Annotated in this window: 17 protein-coding genes; all 17 read right to left on the bottom strand. The window is 43.8% G+C overall.

What is annotated here, in order from left to right; genetic code table 11:
• Complete coding sequence (spoVAB, locus tag M1D65_RS11485) at positions 1–426, bottom strand: stage V sporulation protein SpoVAB (RefSeq protein WP_003230463.1); 426 nt, start codon at positions 424–426, stop codon at positions 1–3.
• Entirely contained in the window at positions 416–1,036 is a 621-nt protein-coding gene (spoVAA, locus tag M1D65_RS11490; RefSeq protein WP_015714205.1) for a stage V sporulation protein SpoVAA, read from the bottom strand. The genes spoVAB and spoVAA overlap by 11 nt, the downstream gene beginning before the upstream one ends.
• A 126-nt stretch (positions 1,037–1,162) precedes the next feature.
• Positions 1,163–1,930: an RNA polymerase sporulation sigma factor SigF gene (gene sigF / locus M1D65_RS11495; protein ID WP_003230458.1), complete on the bottom strand. Its 768-nt coding sequence runs from the start codon at positions 1,928–1,930 to the stop codon at positions 1,163–1,165.
• 11 nt (positions 1,931–1,941) lie between these two features.
• Positions 1,942–2,382 carry an anti-sigma F factor gene (gene spoIIAB / locus M1D65_RS11500; RefSeq protein ID WP_456270579.1) on the bottom strand — a complete coding sequence of 147 codons (441 nt, stop codon included), beginning with the start codon at positions 2,380–2,382 and terminating at the stop codon, positions 1,942–1,944.
• Complete coding sequence (gene spoIIAA / locus M1D65_RS11505; protein ID WP_003223957.1) at positions 2,379–2,732, bottom strand: anti-sigma F factor antagonist; 354 nt, start codon at positions 2,730–2,732, stop codon at positions 2,379–2,381. The genes spoIIAB and spoIIAA overlap by 4 nt, the downstream gene beginning before the upstream one ends.
• Positions 2,733–2,827: 95 nt before the next feature.
• On the bottom strand, positions 2,828–3,997 hold the full coding sequence (dacF, locus tag M1D65_RS11510) for a D-alanyl-D-alanine carboxypeptidase DacF (protein WP_031315198.1): 1,170 nt from the start codon (positions 3,995–3,997) through the stop codon (positions 2,828–2,830).
• Positions 3,998–4,151: 154 nt separating this feature from the next.
• A complete protein-coding gene (locus M1D65_RS11515; RefSeq protein ID WP_003230447.1) occupies positions 4,152–4,967 on the bottom strand; it encodes a purine nucleoside phosphorylase I, inosine and guanosine-specific in 816 nt (271 codons plus the stop codon).
• A 12-nt stretch (positions 4,968–4,979) separates the two neighbouring features.
• Positions 4,980–6,164, bottom strand: a complete 1,185-nt coding sequence (gene deoB, locus M1D65_RS11520) for a phosphopentomutase (RefSeq protein ID WP_015251776.1) — start codon at positions 6,162–6,164, stop codon at positions 4,980–4,982.
• A gap of 160 nt (positions 6,165–6,324) precedes the next feature.
• On the bottom strand, positions 6,325–7,215 hold the full coding sequence (gene xerD, locus M1D65_RS11525; RefSeq protein WP_456270580.1) for a site-specific tyrosine recombinase XerD: 891 nt from the start codon (positions 7,213–7,215) through the stop codon (positions 6,325–6,327).
• A gap of 7 nt (positions 7,216–7,222) precedes the next feature.
• Complete coding sequence (locus M1D65_RS11530) at positions 7,223–7,450, bottom strand: YqzK family protein (protein WP_003230440.1); 228 nt, start codon at positions 7,448–7,450, stop codon at positions 7,223–7,225.
• Positions 7,451–7,574: 124 nt separating this feature from the next.
• Positions 7,575–8,024, bottom strand: a complete 450-nt coding sequence (gene fur, locus M1D65_RS11535; RefSeq protein ID WP_003223972.1) for a ferric iron uptake transcriptional regulator — start codon at positions 8,022–8,024, stop codon at positions 7,575–7,577.
• Positions 8,025–8,136: 112 nt separating this feature from the next.
• Positions 8,137–8,781: a stage II sporulation protein M gene (spoIIM, locus tag M1D65_RS11540; RefSeq protein ID WP_004398593.1), complete on the bottom strand. Its 645-nt coding sequence runs from the start codon at positions 8,779–8,781 to the stop codon at positions 8,137–8,139.
• A gap of 100 nt (positions 8,782–8,881) precedes the next feature.
• Positions 8,882–9,097, bottom strand: coding sequence for a hypothetical protein (locus tag M1D65_RS11545; protein ID WP_064671054.1), 216 nt, complete (start codon positions 9,095–9,097; stop codon positions 8,882–8,884).
• Positions 9,098–9,193: 96 nt separating this feature from the next.
• Complete coding sequence (locus M1D65_RS11550; protein ID WP_276352844.1) at positions 9,194–10,513, bottom strand: NAD-dependent malic enzyme; 1,320 nt, start codon at positions 10,511–10,513, stop codon at positions 9,194–9,196.
• A gap of 17 nt (positions 10,514–10,530) precedes the next feature.
• On the bottom strand, positions 10,531–11,937 hold the full coding sequence (gene mleN / locus M1D65_RS11555; protein WP_014480178.1) for a malate-H+/Na+-lactate antiporter MleN: 1,407 nt from the start codon (positions 11,935–11,937) through the stop codon (positions 10,531–10,533).
• A 140-nt stretch (positions 11,938–12,077) separates the two neighbouring features.
• Positions 12,078–13,505 carry an aspartate ammonia-lyase gene (aspA, locus tag M1D65_RS11560; protein ID WP_014477246.1) on the bottom strand — a complete coding sequence of 476 codons (1,428 nt, stop codon included), beginning with the start codon at positions 13,503–13,505 and terminating at the stop codon, positions 12,078–12,080.
• 44 nt (positions 13,506–13,549) lie between these two features.
• On the bottom strand, positions 13,550–14,539 hold the full coding sequence (ansA, locus tag M1D65_RS11565; RefSeq protein WP_004399032.1) for an asparaginase: 990 nt from the start codon (positions 14,537–14,539) through the stop codon (positions 13,550–13,552).
• Positions 14,540–14,600 lie beyond the last annotated feature (61 nt).

Below are 14,600 nucleotides of genomic sequence, written 5' to 3' on the forward strand. Positions count from 1 at the left end.
TTATGAATGGTCAATAAAGTACAGCCAGTGAAATAAAGATCCCGCGATTTTCCCAATCACGATGGCCATTAATAAAATAATGATTTTACTTCTGAGCCCGATTCGTTTCGCCAAAATCGGCAGGACATTTAAAACTTCTGTAAGAGCAGCCGCTAGCATCCCGACGAACAAACCTGCCAGAAGCCCGACCGGCACAGCTATCCATTTTGTTAGATAAAGATGATTCATATGAAGCGTCTCCCATCCCCCGCAAACCGCGCCAAGAATGACAGCCGCTTCATAAGCCTGAACAAATCTCATTGTTTTGGTGAGCTGCATCAGCCGCGGAATGATTCCCATTACGGTTAAAAAAGCAACGAAACCCGCCCCCACCGTTATGCCTCCGCCGAGCCCTACAAAAATAATGAACAATACACTAACGATCATGCAGATCCTTTATGGTTTCTTGATTCTCATGCATGGCCACATATTGATCGAGATCAAGCTGATAGTTAAACATCTCAACCTCCAGCGGGCTGGGCTCTTCATTTAGGCGCTTTTTAAATATGTGGTTAAAAAACACGATCATCCCCAGTCCCAAACCGATGCTGTATGGGATTTGAAGCAAATATGGATAGTCATTCCTCTCTCCGGTTATGATTTCATATAGTGCGATATGAACATCTCTCATGCTTACATCCTCATGAAAGTTCATGATGGCAAGACACGATCCAATAAACAGAAGCAGCCAGACACCGATAAATAGAACCGTTGATAAATTTCGCTTTCGATACTGAATTTCAACAATGGTTTCTGCTCCGCCTACGGTTTGAACATCAAGTGTCGGATCTTGTAAATGAATGGCTCTGAGGACTTGTATGATATCCAGAATTACGATATTTTTATCTTTTTCGCTCACCTGATAAAGCGGCATAGCCGAAAGTTTCTTTTTCAGCTGAAGCTGCCCTTCTATTTGCGCGGCATCTCCAACGGTAATAATATCCCCTGGATGTGCCAGCACCCGGTGGCGAAGCCGGATAAATATTCGTCGTTCCATCATTGATCACCATCTTTCGGTGGTTATATATGTAGTATGTGGTTCGATTTTGTTCTCATTCATCCGCTCGAAAAGACCATAAATTACCACGCTTTTGCACACAAAAAAGCTAGCCTGCACTGCAGACTAGCCATCCGTATGATCCATTTGAACCTTGATCTGTTTTAATATTTTCTTTTCAAGCCTGGAAACCTGCACCTGAGAGATCCCGAGCCGCTCAGCCACCTCGGACTGTGTCTGGTCTTTATAATATCTGAGATAGACGATTAGTTTTTCCCTTTCCTCCAAATCGCTGATTGCTTCTTTCAGCGCAATTTTGTCAAACCATTTTTCTTCTGAGTTGTCAGCGATTTGATCAAGCAGGGTAATCGGATCTCCGTCATTTTCATAAACGGTTTCGTGAATCGAAGATGGAGCCCTTACCGCCTCTTGGGCCAGTACAACATCCTCAGCTTCAATCTCCAAATGGTCAGCGATCTCCTGCACCGTCGGCACTCTGCCCAGTGTTTTCGAAAGCTCATCCTTTGCGCGCCGGATTTTGTTTCCAAGCTCTTTTAATGACCGTGATACCTTTACGGTTCCGTCATCACGGATAAATCGTTGGATTTCTCCGATAATCATCGGCACTGCATACGTTGAAAAACGCACATCATAGGTTAAATCAAATTTGTCAACAGATTTTAACAGCCCGATGCAGCCGATCTGGAAGAGATCGTCAGGCTCATATCCTCTGTTTAAAAACCGCTGTACGACAGACCAAACAAGACGCATGTTTTTTTCTATGAGGAGGTCTCTTGCCTGCTGGTCGCCATTTTGGCTTTGTTTGATTAATTCCTTTACTTCATGATCCTTCAGCTGAGCGTTTTTGCCGTTTTTCTTAACCTCCACATCCATAACAAATCTCCTTAATTACAAAGCGCTTTGCTTTTTGATAAGTGCTTTGTTAAGCGAATCGTTGTTCCCATTTCAGGCGATGAATCGACACTGACATCATCCATGAAATTTTCCATAATGGTAAAGCCCATTCCAGAGCGCTCAAGCTCAGGCTTAGTCGTAAATAGAGGCTGACGGGCTTCTTCAAGATCTGTAATGCCTAAGCCTTCATCACGAATGGTCATATATACGACATGATCTTCCAGCGTTACTGAAATGTAAACTTTCCCTTCACAGTTCTTTTCATATCCATGGATAATTGCATTTGTGACAGCCTCTGACACGACTGTTTTGATTTCAGTCAGTTCATCCATTGTCGGGTCCAGCTGAGCTATAAATGAAGCAACTGTCACACGGGCGAACGATTCATTCTGACTGAGGGCAGAAAACTCAATGTGCATTTCATTTTTCATGATGCCACCCCCAGTGTCAGGAGCGCCTGCTGTTCAGATTGTTCAAATCGGATAATTTTAAACAGACCCGACATATCAAACAATCGCTTCACCGCAGGAGAGATAGCGCATACGACCATTTCCCCGCCAATTTGCTTAATTTGCTTGTATCTTCCTAAAATAACGCCAAGCCCCGAGCTGTCCATAAAGGAGAGGTCCTCCAAGTTCAGCACGATATGGCGAATATCATCCTTCTCCAATGATTGAGTCACTTTTTGCTTCAGGGTTTCAGCCGTATGGTGATCGAGTTCGCCTGTTAATCGAATACAAAGCACAGATTCTTTGACATGCATGTCAATTCCAAGGCTCATGCTCATTCCTCCTTGATATGATCGGATAATGAGTGTTTCGATTTCGACGGAATGAATTCCTTCACCGTGACAAAACTAGTGGTCATTCGGCATAATTACTTAAATTTTGTCCAGTCTCCCATCGTCCGCTTCAAGAATGTGATAAACCCGGCTTTCTTCATATCTTCTTTTGCAGCAACAGGACTTTCAGCGAGTACTTCTCCATCCTTTTTCAGAACAAGAGTGCCAAGCTCTTGGCCTTTTTGAATCGGAGCACTAATATTGTCCTTCATCTTGATTTCTTTTTTCACATCGTTCATATCCTCGCCTTTTTTCGTCAATATTGAAATCGGCTCAGATGTAGTGAGTTCGATAAATTTTTGTTTCCCTTTTTTGACCTTTACTTTTGCTACTGTTTCATTTCGTTTATATAAAGGATGCGTTTCATACTGGCTAAAGGCGAAGTCAAGCATTTTTGTCACTTGCGCGTTTCTTTCTTTAGGCGTGCTCGCTCCGAATACAACCGCTATGGCCCGCATGTTTCCTTTTTTAGCCGAAGCAGTCAGACAATATTTCGCTTCGCCTGTATAGCCTGTTTTTACGCCGTCTACACCAGGATAAAATTTGATAAGGCGATTTGTATTTACAAGCCAAAACTTTTTATCTGTATTTTCACGCAGATAATCTTCATACGTGCCGGTAAACTTCGTAATTGATTCGTATTTCAATAATTCCTTAGCCATGATTGCCATGTCATAAGCAGAGCTGTAGTGTCCTTCCTCGGTCAGTCCTGTTGGGTTTTTAAAGGATGTATTTTTCAATCCCAGCTCTTTTGCTTTTTTATTCATTTTCTTCACAAATTCTTCTTCAGAGCCGGAAATAAATTCAGCCATGGCAACGGAAGCGTCATTCCCCGAAGCGATTGCGATGCCTTTCAGCATTTCTTTGACAGTCATTTCTTCGCCGGGCTCAAGGAATATCTGTGAGCCGCCCATTGACGCCGCATGTTCGCTTGTACGGACCTTATCACTCATTTTGATTTTGCCTTTATCTAAAGCTTCCATAATCAAAAGCATCGTCATAATTTTCGTCATGCTTGCAGGCGCCAGTCTCTCATTGCTGTTCTTGTTGTAAAGCACTTTTCCCGTGTCACGTTCTATCAGCACCGCAGACTTCGCTTCATGAGCAAGCTCCGATGTACGTTTTCCGTCTTGTTTTGCAAATGCAGACGGTGCAAATGTAAGCAGCATTATACCAATCAACAAAGTGGATAAAAGACGTTTCATCTCAAAAGCCCTCCATTTCATAATCCTTTTTATTTTTTCCAACCGGGATGGTTTTATACGCCACTGATGGAAAATGTTTCGAATTTTGGGCATAAAAAAAGACAGCTGTGTGATATCAGACACAGCTGTCTTTTGGTCCTGCATTGATTCATATTTATTCGTACTGAGCGACGATCGCTTTAACAAGCTTTAAGAATCCAGCTTTTACTTTTTCGGTCACTTCCATAACTTCATCGTGACTTAAAGGCTGATCCAGAATTCCGGCTGCCGCGTTAGAGATGCAGGAAATGCCAAGAACCCGCATTCCCGCATGATTCGCCACAATGACTTCCGGAACAGTAGACATGCCGACTGCATCAGAGCCCATCGTTCTTAAGAAACGGACTTCTGCCGGTGTTTCGTAAGAAGGTCCTGTCACAGCAGTGTACACGCCTTTTTGAATTGGGATATTAAGGTCTTTCGCAATCTTTTCAGCCAGGCTGGACAGATCTTTGTCATAGGCTGAAGACATATCTGGAAATCTGGCGCCGAAATCTGCTTCGTTTGGCCCGATTAACGGGTTTGTTCCCATAAAGTTGATATGATCGGTAATAATCATTAAGTCTCCCGCACGGAATTCAGTGTTGACACCGCCTGCGGCATTTGTCACGATCAACGCTTCCACACCGAGCGCTTTCATCACGCGTACAGGGAATGTGACTTTCTCCATTGAGTAGCCTTCATAAAAATGAAAGCGGCCCTGCATTGCAATGACGGAAACTCCTTCAAGAGTGCCAAGCACAAGCTGTCCGGCATGCCCTTCAACAGTAGATACCGGGAATTCAGGTATATCTTCATATTTCAGCTTGACCGGATTTTCGATTTCGTCCGCCAAAATGCCAAGACCTGAGCCTAAAATAAGGCCGATCTTCGGAGATTCCGGCAGGTTTTGTTTAATAAAAGCGGCTGCGCGTTCAATTCTGTCCTTCAAGAAACAGTCCCCCTATTGTAATAAAGATAAAAAGCTTTTCCCGTATTTCGGTTTATTTGTTTGGAAATTATCAGCGATCGTTGCGCCAATATCGGCAAATGTATCTGCAAGCGGCAGCATTTGCGCTTTCTTATGTTTTTTGCTGTAAGCGAGAATCGGCACATACTCGCGTGTATGGTCAGTCCCATGATGAATCGGATCATTGCCGTGGTCGGCTGTAATAATTAACAGATCGTCTTCTCTCATTTTTTCAAACACTTCCGGAAGCCGCGCATCAAATTCTTCAAGCGCGCGTCCGTAGCCTTCAGGGTCACGGCGGTGTCCGAATAACGCGTCAAAATCAACAAGGTTCGCAAAGCTCAGACCCGTAAAGTCTTCTCCCAGCGTATCGATCACCTTGTCCATTCCGTCCATATTAGAAACCGTTCTGCGTGAAGAAGTAATGCCTTCTCCGTCGTAAATATCAGAGATTTTACCGATTGAAATCACATCTAAGCCGCTGTCTTTCAATTCATTCATGACAGTGCGATCAAACGGTTTAAGGGCATAGTCATGGCGGTTTGGCGTCCGTTTGAATTGACCCGGCTCTCCGACGAACGGCCGTGCAATAATGCGGCCAACCATATATTTCGGATCAAGCGTCAGCTCTCTCGCCGTTTCGCAAATGCGATACAGCTCCTCAAGCGGCACAACCTCTTCGTGAGCGGCAATTTGCAGAACAGAGTCAGCAGACGTGTAAACAATTAAAGCCCCTGTCTCCATGTGCTCCTGACCAAGCTCATCCAAAATCGCTGTGCCGGAAGCCGGCTTGTTTCCAATAATTTTGCGGCCAGATCTCTTTTCCAGCTCTTGAAGCAATTCATCAGGAAAGCCTTCCGGGAACACTTTAAATGGTTTATCAATGTATAAACCCATAATCTCCCAATGGCCGGTCATCGTATCTTTTCCGTTTGACGCTTCTTGCATTTTTCCATAGTAGGCAAGCGGATGTTCTGTTTTTTCTACACCTTTGATATCTTCGATAAGACCAAGGCCGAGCTTTGCCATATTCGGCATATGTAATCCGTTCATATGCTCGGCAATATGACCGAGCGTATGAGCGCCTTCATCATTAAAGTCAGCGGCATCCGGCGCTTCGCCGATTCCGACTGAGTCCATCACAATTAAAAACACACGATTATATTTGTATGCAGGCATCTTGAAAGCCTCCTTTTTTTCTATACGTCTATTGTATCGCTAAGAGGTCTGACAACTCAAGTATAAACCGTTTTCATTCCCGTTGACAATGCATTTGGAAATAATGAGAAACTTCAATATTTTCTGTCGCTCTAAACAAAAAAGCCGCAGCCACCTGCGGCTATGCTCGCGGATGAAACTGCTTGTACACATCCTTCAGCCTTGTATTCGTCACATGCGTATAAATTTGCGTCGTGGATATATCCGCATGACCGAGCATTTCCTGCACCGCTCTTAAATCTGCCCCGTTCTCAAGCAGATGCGTCGCAAAGGAATGCCTGAGCGTATGCGGAGTCAGCTCTTTCTTAATGCCGGCTTCCAACGCGATTTTTTTCAGGTTCTTCCAAAATCCCTGGCGGCTGATCTGTTTGCCGTGATGATTTAAAAAGAGGGCGTCAGATACATTATTTTTTAACAGTTTTCCCCTGGCTTTTGTCATATATTCCTCAATGGCGGAAGCGGCGGCTTCACCAATTGGCACAATCCGTTCTTTTCTTCCTTTGCCGAAGCATCGGACAAACCCCATAGATAAATGAACATCTGTCGTTTTCAACTCAGTCATTTCACTGACTCGTATGCCTGTCGCATAAAGCAGCTCCAGCATTGCTTTATCCCGATATCCGAAAGGGCTCGTCAGCTTAGGCGTGTCCAATAATCGCTCGACTTCATTGAGTGCGAGCACCTTCGGAAGCGCCCGTTCCGTCTTTTGTGTTTCGATATGAACGGAAGGGTCCTTATCCGTTACTTTTTCCCTGAGCAGAAATTGATGAAAAGAGCGAATGGATGCTAAATGCCGCGCCGATGTCTTGCCGGATTTCCCCGAGTCCTTCAAATGCTTTAAGTATTGGATAATATGTATGCGGGTAACGTGATTCCAATCTGTAACATGAAGGGTTTCTGTTAAGTAGAGAGAATAGCTTTTCAAGTCACGTTCATAGGATACGATCGTATTTTGAGAGAGCCCTCTCTCTACCATGACGTAGTGGATGAAATCCTTTATTTGATCTTTCACTCTTGATCTACTCCCCGTTTTGGTAAAAAAAGATCAACCGGTCGAACCATCCGCCTTTTTCATCCTGATCCATTTCAACAACTTTTACAGCGGAGCCTTCCGGTTTATCATACCGATGATAGTTTTCATACTCTTGATTCACCCATATCATAGCATAATAGAACAAAGCGGTAAAACCGGTAAACAGGATGAAAACTTTCAATGCATCGACAGCTGTTTTCAGGAATCTTCCCATGTCCTAATCGATCCTTTCCCTATGGTTCCAGTTATATAAACCATATGCCAAATCAGAAAGGTTTTATACATAGAAACAGCAAAAAACCCTTTCCCCATGAGAAAAGGTTCGCGCTCGGCACCGTCTATTCAGTTTCTTTTCCGTTACAGCGGTGGCAAATGCCGTGAAACGTCAATCTATGATCTTTAATCTTAAATTTCCAATCACGTTCAATGATTTCTTCCACGTCTTCAAGCAAATCTTCTTCAATTTCATCAACGGCTCCGCACTCCATGCACACCAAGTGGTGATGAAAGTGAGCTGCGCCCTCTTTCCGAAGGTCGTAACGGGACACACCGTCTCCAAAGTTAATTTTATCTACGACTTTTAATTCAGTTAATAATTCAAGCGTACGGTATACTGTAGCGAGACCGATCTCAGGAGATTTCTCTTTTACGAGGAGGTATACATCTTCTGCGCTTAAATGGTCTTCTTCGTTTTCAAGCAGCACTCTTACTGTCGCTTCACGCTGTGGCGTAAGTTTATAGCTGGATGAGTGCAGTTGTTTCTTAATTCGATCAATACGGTTTTCCATGTCTTTCCCTCCTACGCCGCATTCCATGACTCATTATAACAAAATACGCGCAGAGTTCCAACTATAATTATTATAAACTGATAAATAAAACGGTTTTCTTTTAATAATAATTTTAAAAAAGTCTAGATGTAAGCTTTTCCATTAAAACAGGAGATAAGTATGCTTCAAAGAGAGATGAGATCAGCGCTAAAAACAGAATGACCAGCAGCACAAAGGCATACCGCCCGAACCATTGAATCGGCGCGTCATGCAGGCTTCGTTTCACGAACAGCTGTCTGATTAACTTTAAAGAAAACGCAATTGCACATGTGCCCATAATGAGATAAGCCGGAATCAGCAGCACATTTTGCGGCAAAACGGAGACAAAAGATAGGAAAAACCCGCTTACTCCCATCTGATTGACTAGGAACCCGACAGTAAAGCCGACGACGATCCCTTTCAGAAAGATCATGATGAAAATAATCGGCATTCCAATGACGGAAATTCCCAGTATCCACATCAGGCCTAAATACTTTGCATTATGAAAGATACTTTGCCCAAACATATCAGCTGAACTTGCCTGTTTTCCATCCGAAAGCTGTCCAAAAAATTGACTTAAGTAGTAGTATAAATCTTCTTTCTGGCTGATGGTCATACTGTTGACAATAATCGCGCCAAAGATGACACCCATGAAAAACAGCACTGACACAAATATATAAAGAGAGAGATGATCTTTGACATGCCTGAGAAACATGTCCTTATAAGAGATTTTTCGCATACCGTTTCCTCCCGCCCGTTCTAGTGATTTGATTTAATAGATTGTATGAAAGAAACGGAAAAACATGCCCTTTTTCAAAAAGAAACGATAGAGACGAATGCTAGGCGGCTTTTTGGGGCACAAAAAAATCCTTATCATCAACTGCTGTATGATCATAAGGATTCTTATGCTTCCGTTTATTCAAAAACTCTTTTTTGCTTTTTGTCATTCTTTCATGTGTGCTGAAAGATGGTGTGCTGCCTCTTGATAATAAGACGTCACGTCCGCCGTTTCTCAATCGATGCTCCCGCTTCTTTTTCGCTTGGCTTTTTGCCATGTGATCACTCCCTTTTTTTTCATAGTAATGATAACAAAATTGAACAATGATAAGAAAAAAACAGCACCTGCTATGACAGGTGCTGTTTAGCTACATTTATTTCACTGCTGTAAGAGCTGCATGCTCGACAGCTGCCGCTACAGCATGATGGACTTTTGAATCAAGCGGCTGAGGGACAACATCACCTTGTTTAGTGCAAGCTGCGATGGCCTCTGCTGCTGCGACAAGCATATCATGATTAATCTCCGTGCTTTTTGCGTTAAGCGCTCCTCTAAAAATCCCCGGAAAACCGAGTACATTATTAACAGAACGCCCGTCAGCTGCATATGCGGCGCCAGCCTGCAGTGCGGCCTCCGGCTCAATTTCCGGCTTCGGATTCGATAAAGCCAAAATCACTTGACCAGAACGTACAAATGTCGGTTTTATTAAACCCGGAACGCCCGTTGTTGCAATGACAATATCACATGTTTCCATAAGCTCCTCAATACTGGAAACTGCCTGTCCGCCGTATTGTTCGAGACGGTTCATTGCTGACTCTGATTTATCTGTTCCGTACACAGCATTCACACCATAAGCCATGAACATCCGGCAGATGGCCACGCCTGCTGCACCAAGGCCGATTTGCCCCACTTTCGCTTCCTTCAGGTCAACCCCCGCACTCCTGCATGCCGAAATGGCAGCTGCCAGCGTCACTACAGCTGTACCATGCTGGTCATCGTGCATAACAGGGATGTTCAGCTCCTCTTTTAGGCGATCCTCGATTTCAAAACAATGCGGCGAACCGATATCCTCAAGAAGGATGCCGCTAAAGCCCAGAGAAATATGTTTTACTGTTTTGATGATTTCTTCAGGATCACTCGTATCAAGCAGTATCGGAATGCCGCTAATACCCGCCAGCTGATCAAACAAAGCAGCCTTTCCTTCCATGACAGGCATGCCAGCCACAGAGCCGATATTCCCAAGGCCTAAAATTGCGGTTCCATCCGTTACAATTGCAACAGAATTGCTGATCGTTGTATAAATAGAAGCTTTTTCAGGTTCTTTTTCGATCAGTCGGCACACGTCCGCAACACCTGGTGTGTAGACACGTCCCAGCTCTGCCAGTGAACGGATCGGCATTTTGCTTTTCATTTGGATTTTTCCGCCTTCATGTGCGGACAGGACTTCATCAGATACGGTGTGAAGCCTGATCCCTTCTCCGAGGGCCTGTACAGCCGCGATCACTTCCTGAAGCTGTTCTTCATTCTCCACTTGAACGGTAATATTCCGCATTGTGTAATTGGGTCCGACTTTTACCGTCTCCACTTCACCAATATCCCCGCCCAGAAGGCCGATGGCCGTAGCCACCCTTCCAAGATTTCCGGGAACCGAAGGCGTTTCGATCATCAGTGTCCGAATCATGTGTTTCGCTATCATTCAGTGATCCTCCCCTATTAGCCTAGTTTTTCGGCTTTAACTGTATTGTTTTTCGTATACCATATAAATTTTCCTGTATAACCATAGATAATTGCAAGACCTATTGCTACAAAACTGAGCCACATAAACGGCAGATAAGAGAAGGTAGAAACACCTAAAATACCAGCCATGTAAATCCCATTATCAGACCAAGGAACCATCCCCGAAGTCAATGTTCCCCCGACCTCTGAGTTACGTGATAACACTCTTCTGTCCAGATGTAAGCGATCATAGCTGTCTTCCATAATTTTCGGAGTCAAAATAAGAGATACATACATCGCACAGCCGAAGATGTTTGCTAAAAACGCTACGATCAGTGTAGACAATGTGACATTGCCGGCTGAAGTTAATTTCTTTTCAAACGTTGAAACAATGACTTTTAACACGCCGAGTTTCTCAAGCAGACCGCCAAAACCAAGGCCAAAGATGATGACGACGAGAGAATCAAGCATACCGACAATTCCACCGCGGTTTAACAAGCCGTTCAAAAATTCAACATCAGTTTTAATAGAGAAGCCGTTGTACGCAGTTGCAATCGCATGGGCAATATCCATCCCTTGGAAAACGACAGCCCAGATTGCACCGAGTAAAGCACCAATTACGATAACCGGCATAGATGGCTTTTTCATCGCCAATAAGACTATGACGACAACTGCCGGGATCAGCATCCAAATATGAATGTCAAACGTGTTTTGCAAAGATGATTTTAAGAATTCAACTTTATCAAGATCAATATTTTTCCCGCCGTACATAAATCCAACAACTGTAAAGAGTATAGCTGTAATGACATAAGCAGGTATTGATAAATAAAGCATTGCTCTCACGTGAGCCAATACATCGACTTTTGATAGTGAAGAAGCTAGAACTGTACTGTCAGACAGCGGAGACAGCTTGTCCCCGAAATAAGCACCTGAAAGAATAGCTCCCGCTACTAGAGGAAGCGGAATGCCTAAACCCTCTCCAATTGCGATCATGGCAATGCCGGCAGTTCCGACTGTTCCCCATGACGTTCCTGTTGCCACAGACATAATGGAACAAATAATTAACGTTGCCAGTAAAAAGATACTTGGGTGAATAAATTCCAGTCCGTAATAAATCAAAGTCGGCACAACGCCTCCGGCAATCCATGTTCCGATGAGCGCCCCAACTGAAACGAGAATCAGTACGGCTTCAAGGCCATTTGATATCCCATGTACAATCGCATTTTGTAAATCTTTATAAGAATAACCGAGTCTTATACCTAAAAGCATTGCAATAAACCATGAAACAAAAAGCGCCAGCTGTATCGGCAAGTCGAGAAAGACTGTAAACGATAGAACAAGTGCTAAAAATACTCCTAGTACAATAATAATTTCAAATAGTGTTGGCAATCTTACATCCTTCAAAAGAAGTCCCCCTTCATGTAAAAGCTAAAACGCTTTCAATATATAGTGCAACACGTATACTATACTTCCTCATCCCTATGTTGTAAACAGCTTATTCATCCGACTATTCAGAGATGAATAAGCTGTATTTTATACAAATTTTATTTTTCTAATAGTTCTTTCCCTGCGATACCTGGTTTGGTCATCTCATATGGGTTTAAAATAATATCCAATTCTTCTTCAGTCAGCACATCATGCTGCAGGCAAAGGTCACGGACTGATTGGCCTGTCATAATCGCTTCCCGGGCAATTCTGGCAGCCGCTTCATATCCAAGATGCGGATTGACAGCTGTGATCACGCCTGCGCTTTTTTCTACGTATTGCTTCAACCGCTTTTCGTTGGCTTCAATGCCCTTTAAGCAGTTGTCAGTGAACGAACGGAAGCCGTTGTTCATGATGCTGATGGATTGAAGCAAATTAAAGACAAGCACGGGCTCCATGACGTTCAACTCAAGCTGGCCGGCTTCTGAAGCAAGGCAGATTGTATTGTCGTTTCCGATCACCTGGAACGCAATTTGGTTGATCAGCTCCGCCATAACCGGATTGACTTTCCCCGGCATAATAGATGAACCCGGCTGACGTGCAGGCAGAGAAATTTCCGCAAGTCCGGCGCGCGGGCCCGACGCCATTAAGCGCAGGTCGTTTGCGATCTTCGACATGTTCATCATGCAGACTTTTAATGAAGCTGATACCTCTGTATAGGCATCTGTATTTTGTGTTGCATCAACAAGATGGTCAGCGCCGACAAGAGGAAGCCCGCTAATATCAGCAAGGTGCTTTACTACCTGTTTGATATATTCAGGATCAGCGTTCAACCCTGTACCAACAGCAGTTGCGCCCATGTTGACTTCATATAGGTGCTGGCGCGATTGCTTGATTCGTTTGATATCACGCTCGAGAACACGGCTGTAAGCTTCGAATTCCTGGCCAAGACGGATCGGAACCGCATCTTGAAGGTGTGTCCGGCCCATTTTAATAACAGAGTCAAACTCCTGTGCTTTTTGCTTAAACACACTATGCATATCTTCCATTGTTTTCAGCAGTTTTTCTAAAAGCTTCAATGTGGAAATATGAATAGCAGTCGGGAACACATCGTTCGTAGACTGTGACATGTTCACATGTGTGTTTGGACTTAAATGGATATAATCTCCCTTTTTATGTCCCATGATTTCAAGCGCCCGGTTTCCGATAACCTCATTCGCGTTCATGTTCATAGAAGTTCCGGCACCGCCCTGAATCGGATCGACGATAAACTGATCGTGCCACTTGCCTTCCAGAATCTCGTCAGCGGCTTGTACGATAGCTTGGCCAATTCCTTCATACAGCCGTTTCACGTCCATGTTGGCAAGAGCCGCAGCTTTTTTCACAATCGCCAGTGCGTTAATCATTTCCTCATGGATTTTGTATCCTGTGATCGGGAAATTTTCAGAAGCACGGAGCGTCTGAATTCCGTAATAAACATCTGCCTCAATTTGTTTTTCCCCAAGGAAGTCTTTTTCCACGCGATATTCTTTTTGGCCGTTTAACATAATCTTTAACCTTCTTTCTCTTTGCTGGTTATCGTTTTTACATTTTACAGGACAACGTCATCAGCTATCGGCGTTTCCATAATTCTCTTGACGACAGGAAGATCCGAAGACTGACCTAGCGCCCACATCAATTTTGGCACAATTGCTTCTGTGTTCATATTTCTTGATCGGATAATTAAGTCTTGGTTGACTCTGCGGCCAACCTCGTAAATGCTCATGTCTTCGCCTTCTTCAAGACATTGAGTCGTAATGACGACGACAATGCCGCTTTCGATCAGCTCATTCACTTTTGACAAAATGTCCCTGCCTTCAAACGGCACCCCTCCGCTGCCATAACTCTCAATGACAATTCCTTTGTACATGCTTTTCAGGGCATCAAACATTTCAGGCTTTAAGCCTGGATGCAGCTTCAGCAGACATACATCTGTGCATAGTGAAGTGTCAACTGTGAAGGTGTCGTTCTCAGGTTCCGTTACTTGTTTGTTGTATTCTATCCCGTCTTCATTGATAAAAGCGATATATGGGTAATTGATGCTTTCAAATGCGTCGTAGCTTTTCGTTCTTAATTTGATCGCACGCGTTCCCTGAATGACTCTGCCGTCAAATACAACATAAACGCCGCCCACGCCTTCACAGGCAAATCGAATGGCATCAGTAATATTTTTTTTGGCATCGGTTTTTTGGAACGTGATCGGAATCTGCGAGCCGGTGATGACAATCGGCTTTTTGGCATGCTGCAGCATATACGAAAGTGCTGCAGATGTATAGGCCATTGTATCTGTACCGTGAGTAATAACAAACCCGTCATAGGCATCATAATTTTCCTTAACGGCTTCCGCTATTTCCACCCAGTATTCAGGCTGCATATTGGTGCTGTCTATATTCATAAGCGACTGAGTTTCCATTGTGTAATCGTTATCAAGTTTTGATACGTAACTTAATAATTCATCAGCCTTGACTCCGGGAGCCAGCCCATTTTCCCCTTCAACTGAAGCAATCGTTCCCCCAGTTGTCAACATCAATAATTTTTTCATACCATGCACCTCTTCACTGTATCTAAAGATGGGTTGCGAGAAGGTATTCGCTTTTCGCATA

This window comes from Bacillus sp. JZ39, from assembly GCF_053903145.1.